The organism is Novipirellula sp., assembly GCF_041583735.1.
Taxonomy (GTDB): domain Bacteria; phylum Planctomycetota; class Planctomycetia; order Pirellulales; family Pirellulaceae; genus Novipirellula.
Genome location: NZ_JBFHFD010000034.1, coordinates 22,689 through 28,688 on the forward strand (window position 1 = coordinate 22,689; position 6,000 = coordinate 28,688).

Consider the following 6,000-nt stretch of genomic DNA (forward strand, 5'->3'; position numbering starts at 1 on the left):
TGGTCACGCTTCTGTTCGCGATGTTTAGTTGGTTGATTGGCCCTCGCTAACGAAACAACTGCTTTGCAATCGAACCGAGGGTGAGGCCAGAAGCAGGCCATCACCCCGCGTTCCATGCGGCCGAAAAAGCTTACTCATAAAACACTTTACGGGGATAGACTCATGGATACTTTGTTTCACTCAGTCGTTGACCACTGGATCGTCTGGTTTGTCACGATCGTGCTCGTCGTTGCTGCGGTTATCGACGGCGCCATTTTGAAGGTGCCTAACTGGTTGACCTTTCCCTTCATCATTAGCGGCTGGGGCTACTGGACGATCACGGCCGGCTTCGCGGGGCTGGGCTACAGCTTGCTAGGAACCTTCGTCGGCATGATGTTGCTGCTCGTGCTCCGCAATGTTGGCGGTATGGGCGCCGGTGACGTTAAACTGCTCGCCGGAGTCGGCGCGTGGCTCGGGACCGTGATCACGCTGTGGGCTTTCGCCTACACCGCGATTGTGGGGGGCGTGATGGCTGCCTTCATGATCATGGCAAGTGGCAACTGGTTCAAACATTATGCGATGGCTCGTCAGATTCTCGAAGAATGGAAGACGGTGCGTAACCCTTCGAAACTTGCCGAGATCGCTCGCGAGCGAAAACCGACCATGAAACTGTTGCCCTACGGCATTCCAATGGCCATCGGTTCGATCGCGTACTTTGCAATCGCCGGTTTGTTGGTTTAAGAAAAAATGCTAGCCAATGGGGAGGGAGCGCAAATTGCGCTCCCTTCTTTTTTTGTGTCCAAACCCGTTTTTCCCCCGATTCGTCCCCTCATCCTCTTTCAAAAAATTCCCAAACCGACGTTACAAACTGCCAAGTGTGAACTCAGGTAGTTTGCGTTGACTTTTCTAAATCTAGTGGTCGTAATAGCCCCCTGGTATCGGTTGCAGCGATCGCTCTTGCAAAACCGAAAACCCATGTGAGTCGGAACATACGGACTAAGCCGGATTCGACCCTTGTATAACCGTTCTGCCAAACAGCAGCTCCTATTCAGGCACGTCTGATTAGCCATGCGAAACAAATCACTCATTCTGCTTCTAGCTTGCGTTTGCGGTACCATTGCAGCGGTTGGCATTAGCCAATGGATGCAGGCTCGCGGCACGACGAGTGAAGCCGCACCGACCGTCGACATTTTCGTCGCAGCCAAAGCGATCGATATTGGCGAGCAGATCACGGGCGACAAAATTCGGCTCGAGCCATGGCCCGCCGATCGTATCCCCGAAGGATCCGTGGGCGACCTCGGCATGCTCGATGGCAAATTCGCACGCCAGAAATTTTATGCGGGCGAACCTGTCATGCCGGTCAAGTTGATGGACACCAACACGGCGACTGCACCTAAGGGGTACAGCGTGGTGGCAATGCGAGCGGACGCCGAGAACAGCATCTCGAATTTGGTTCAACCCGGTGACCGCGTGAACGTGATGGCGTTCTTTACCAAAAGCGAATTGATTCCTCGCACCATGACCAAGACGGTTTTGACCGGTGTTCGTGTGTTTGCGATTGATGGTAATACCGATCGTCTCGAAGGGGACGCAAAGCCGACCACGGCACGCACGATTCAGTTGTCCATTCGCAGCGACGACGTCGATGCATGGACCTATGCCAACGAATTAGGAAAGATTCGTTTAAGTCTTGGCAACCCAGGCGATTACGAGGAGCCCGCAACCGATGAGGGGCCAAGTCCCGCTGCCAGTTCATTCTTGAAATGGCTTGCCGACTACCAAACCGCGCAGGACCGTCGCCGCGAAGAGATGCGTCAACCTGTGGCGACGCCCGTGGTGGCCCCCGCAGCCGCAGCCGCCACTGCAGCGGCGGCAGCACCGAAAAAACGAAAAGAGGGATTCAAGATGCTCAAAATGGTCGAAGGCCGCATGATTGAGTACTGGATCGCACCGACTGAAGTTCCCGTCGTGATGAGCGACACCGGTCCTACCGACACCAGCGGGCAAGAGACCACGGAAGCAGAGGCGGGCATGCAGGAAGATTCGTCTCACAGCGAAGGGAACGCTCCTGCCGGTGGCCCCGGCGACTACAGCCACCTTAACGGAGCCGACAGTCCGTTCTTTCAACCTCAGGGCGAACGTGGCAGTTCGGCTTCGGATTACTAGTACTATGATAGCGAGACGTCGTGGCATCGAAGGTATTCTTTCACCTGAAACCAAACGACCTCTCGATAAGCGTGTTTTAAAAAACTCTTTACCAGAGAACTTGTTACTTATTACTGCCTGAATTGATTGTCCAAAGCACAGATGCTTTTTCAAATCATAGTTGGCTTCGCCAATCACCAGGCCTTCGCAAGGATGCTTTCGCGATGGAAATGAACTGTTGGACAACCAAGTCCACCGCATCTCTGATGCTGATGATGGGTCTTGTCTTAGCTGGCCCCGGGTCTGTTGCAAAAGCAGACGGACCGGTTCAGTTGACATCGAACCAATCGATGGCGTCCCATAGTATTTCTCAGACGGTTGAACGTTTCGAGATGCTGGTCAAAAGCAGTCGCATTTTGACATTGGAAGATCGCATTCCTAAATTCCAAGTGCATAACGAGGAAGTAATCGGAGCGACTCCGGTTTCACAGAATCAGATTCAGATTTTCGCGAAGGTCCCCGGAACGACTCAGTTGAATCTTTGGGATACCAACGACAAACTCTATACTGTCGACGTGACTGTGCTTGCCGACGCTCGCGAGGTCGAGGGGATTTTAAGTTCCCAGTTGCCATTTGCATCGCTCAAAGTCATGCCGATCAATGACAGTGCCATCATTTCAGGAACGGTCACCAGCGTCGATGACGTTGACCGTGCCGTCGCGATTGTCGAACAGTTCTATTCGACCGTGGTCAACAACATCAAAGTCGTTGGCGTGCAGCAAGTCCTGCTGCATACCAAGATCATGGAGATTTCACGTACCAAGTTCCGTGATCTCGGAATTGACTTGGCGATCCTTGATTCGGGAAACCTGTTCGTTAACGCCCCCGGTGGACTGATCAACGCCTCGGCGAGTACGATCTCGGGCGGGGTGATCCACGCGGGTGACCAAGCCAATGCGAGCGTGTTGACCGGCGACTTTAGTGCACTGATCAAAGCCCTTCGCCAAGATGACTTGGTCAAACTGTTGGCGGAACCCACGGTGGTGGCCACCCACGGACGCCCTGCTCGTTTTATCGTTGGTGGTAAGGTGCCCTACATTGTTCCCTCGGGCAACGGTGCGGTATCGGTCCGTTACGAAGAGTACGGAACCTCGGTCGACTTCTTGCCGTTTGTGGTCGGACCGGGGCGAATTCGCTTGGAAGTTCGTCCCGAGGTCAGCGAAGTGGACCCCTCGCGTTCGATCATCAACGAATCCACCCAGGTGTTTGCGTTCACGCATCGCTATGTCGAAACAGCGGTCGAGCTGCAAGCCGGACAAACGTTTGCCTTGGCCGGCTTGTTGCAAACACGTACCGAGGCGACTCGTCGCTCCACTCCGTTCTTCGGTGAACTGCCTTACATCGGAACATTCTTTCGCCGCATCAACGAACGTCGCAACGATATCGAACTGCTTGTCACCGTGACTCCGGAAGTAGTCGCCGCGATGGATCCATGTGAAGCACCCACGGGCGGTCCTGGTTTGAACTCGGGTTCGCCTAACGACAAAGAGTTCTACTTGCGAGGTTTCTTGGAAGTGCCGAACTTAAAGGGTGACAACTGCGGCGACGAGATCAACGCCTGTAACGACGTCCAGGGCTTTAGCATTGACCCATCGTACGGCGGACAAGTTCTCGGTGGAACTTCGCACCAATTCGACCAGGAAATCTTGCGTCATCCTGGTTTGCCTGAGGGGGCGATTGTGCCCGGGGCAACCCCAACCGTCATCGGTGATGGCGTAACCGTCGTGTCGCCACAAAATTAAAGCAACGCTATCACGGTGGTCGCGTTAGAGCACCGCGAAATCGATCGAGCGACAATTCAGTCGCGGTAAGAAATTCAGAATGAATTCATGTCAGTGGATAGGTCGTTATGAGTAATGTTCTAAGAATTGCCCTTGTTGATCCAAATGATACATCCCGCAATCAGCTTAAGGGGATGCTCGTGGGGATGGACACGGTGTGGCTTGAGGCAGATTGCTCTCGTTATGAGTTCTACCCTGATGTCGTCGAGCAAACCAATCCAGACGCGGGAGTTGTCGCACTTGATGCCAATCCCGACAAAGCGATCGAATTGATCCAGCGGCTTTCGACCTCGGCGCCCGAGACGTCGCTGCTGGCTGTCAGCGAAAGCACCGATGGGCATTTGATCCTTCGTACGATTCGCGCTGGTGCGAAAGAATTTCTGACGCTGCCGCTCACAAAAGAAGAACTCAGCAGCACGCTGGATCGCATCAGCCAGCAAAAGTTCGGAGCCAACGAAGGTGGCAGCCGGCCGTGTGAAGTGATCGCGGTTGCCGGAGCTACCGGTGGTGTCGGCACAACAAGCACCGCAGTGAATCTCGGGTGTGTGTTAGCAGCCGATCCTCAAAACAGCGTCGCACTGGTCGATCTCGATCTCGCGCTAGGAGACGCGGATGTCTTTTTGGACTCGATCCCCGACTACACTCTTGCCGACGTTGTTCAGAACATCGCTCGCTTGGACATTCAGCTGCTGAAACGTTCGTTAACAAAACATAGCAGCGGATTGTACTTGTTGCCTCGACCGGTCGAACTTCATGACACCGAGTCAATCAACGGCGACAGCATCCGCAAAGTCATCGGGCTGCTGAAGGCCTCGTTCACTCACCTGGTGATCGATCTCTCGAAGACGTACAGCCAAGTCGACATTGCCGCGATGCAGTGTGCCAGCCGAATCGTTCTCGTCACTCAGCTCGACTTGCCGTGTTTGCGGAATGTCGTTCGTTTGATGATGAGTTTTGAAGAAATGGACAACTTGCAGGACAAGGTTGAAATTATCGTCAACCGTGCGGGTTTGGACTCGGGACAAATCAGTCTGAAGAAGGCCAAAGAGACGCTCGGTCGCGAGATCTTTGCGTTGTTGCCAAACGACTATCGCACGATGGTCGAAGTCCGTAATAACGGAGTGCCCTTGATCATCCAGGCGCCCAAGGCCGCGATCACTCAGTCGATCCGAGATCTGGCGGCAAAGCTCGACAGCAAAACGCATGCTCCGGCCCAAGAGAAAGAGGTTGCCGAGAAACCAGCCGCCAACAAGTGGAAGAAATTCTGGCCCGGGGCTGCCAAGACGTAGCTTTCGACGTGGCCGGGGCGTTGATCCCCGCTACGCTTGGGATTCGATCCAATTGACAAGGGTGCGAACCATCACCCCGGTGGCACCCGCATCGCGGTGCGGTTTGGGCGAATCAACAAACGCGGGGCCTGCAATGTCGATGTGAACCCAAGGGGTATCGCCCACAAAGTTCTCGAGGAATTTGGCCGCCGTAATGGCACCTCCCCAGCGACCTTCGCCCACGTTCTTGATGTCGGCAACCTTGCTCTTGACCTTTTCATCGTACAGGTCGAACATGGGCAATTGCCAAACTGGTTCGCCCTCGGTCTTCGCCGCTTGCGAAACCGCATCACACAGGGGTTGATCGTTCGTCATCAATCCGGCGACCTCCATTCCCAAAGCGACCATGCACGCGCCGGTCAACGTGGCCAAGTCAACGATGCTGGCAGGAGCGTTTTCGCGAGTCACATCAAGTGTGTCAGCCAACACCACGCGGCCTTCGGCATCGGTGTTCAGGATCTCGATCGTTTTGCCGTTACGGGTCTTGATCACATCCCCCAGTTTGTAGCTGGTGCCGCTGATCATGTTTTCAGCCAATCCGCAAACGCCGATCACATTTCGTTTGACTCCGAGCTGAGCGACCGCTTGCATCACGCCAAGCACCGTCGCGGCGCCGGCCATGTCGCATTTCATGTCGACCATGCCGTCGCTGGGTTTGATCGACAAACCGCCACTATCAAACGTGACCCCTTTACCCACGATGGCAA

The 6,000-nt window shown here is 54.6% G+C and carries 5 protein-coding genes; 4 read left to right on the forward strand and 1 reads right to left on the reverse strand.

Annotated elements, in window-relative coordinates:
* Positions 1-162 precede the first annotated feature (162 nt).
* From ABX962_RS04860 to ABX962_RS04875, 4 genes are all read left to right on the forward strand, one after another.
* Positions 163-720 carry a prepilin peptidase gene (locus ABX962_RS04860; RefSeq protein WP_372717149.1) on the forward strand — a complete coding sequence of 186 codons (558 nt, stop codon included), beginning with the start codon at positions 163-165 and terminating at the stop codon, positions 718-720.
* Positions 721-1,047: 327 nt separating this feature from the next.
* Complete coding sequence (gene cpaB / locus ABX962_RS04865; protein WP_372717151.1) at positions 1,048-2,145, forward strand: Flp pilus assembly protein CpaB; 1,098 nt, start codon at positions 1,048-1,050, stop codon at positions 2,143-2,145.
* A 329-nt stretch (positions 2,146-2,474) separates the two neighbouring features.
* Positions 2,475-3,926 (forward strand): type II and III secretion system protein family protein, encoded by a 1,452-nt coding sequence (locus ABX962_RS04870; protein WP_372717153.1) that lies wholly within the window; start codon positions 2,475-2,477, stop codon positions 3,924-3,926.
* A gap of 107 nt (positions 3,927-4,033) precedes the next feature.
* Positions 4,034-5,254, forward strand: coding sequence for an AAA family ATPase (locus ABX962_RS04875; protein WP_372717155.1), 1,221 nt, complete (start codon positions 4,034-4,036; stop codon positions 5,252-5,254).
* A 30-nt stretch (positions 5,255-5,284) separates the two neighbouring features.
* Here ABX962_RS04875 and ABX962_RS04880 read toward each other — a convergent pair.
* Positions 5,285-6,000, reverse strand: a 716-nt coding sequence (locus tag ABX962_RS04880; protein WP_372717157.1) for a M17 family metallopeptidase, incomplete at its 5' end; no start/stop codon positions are given.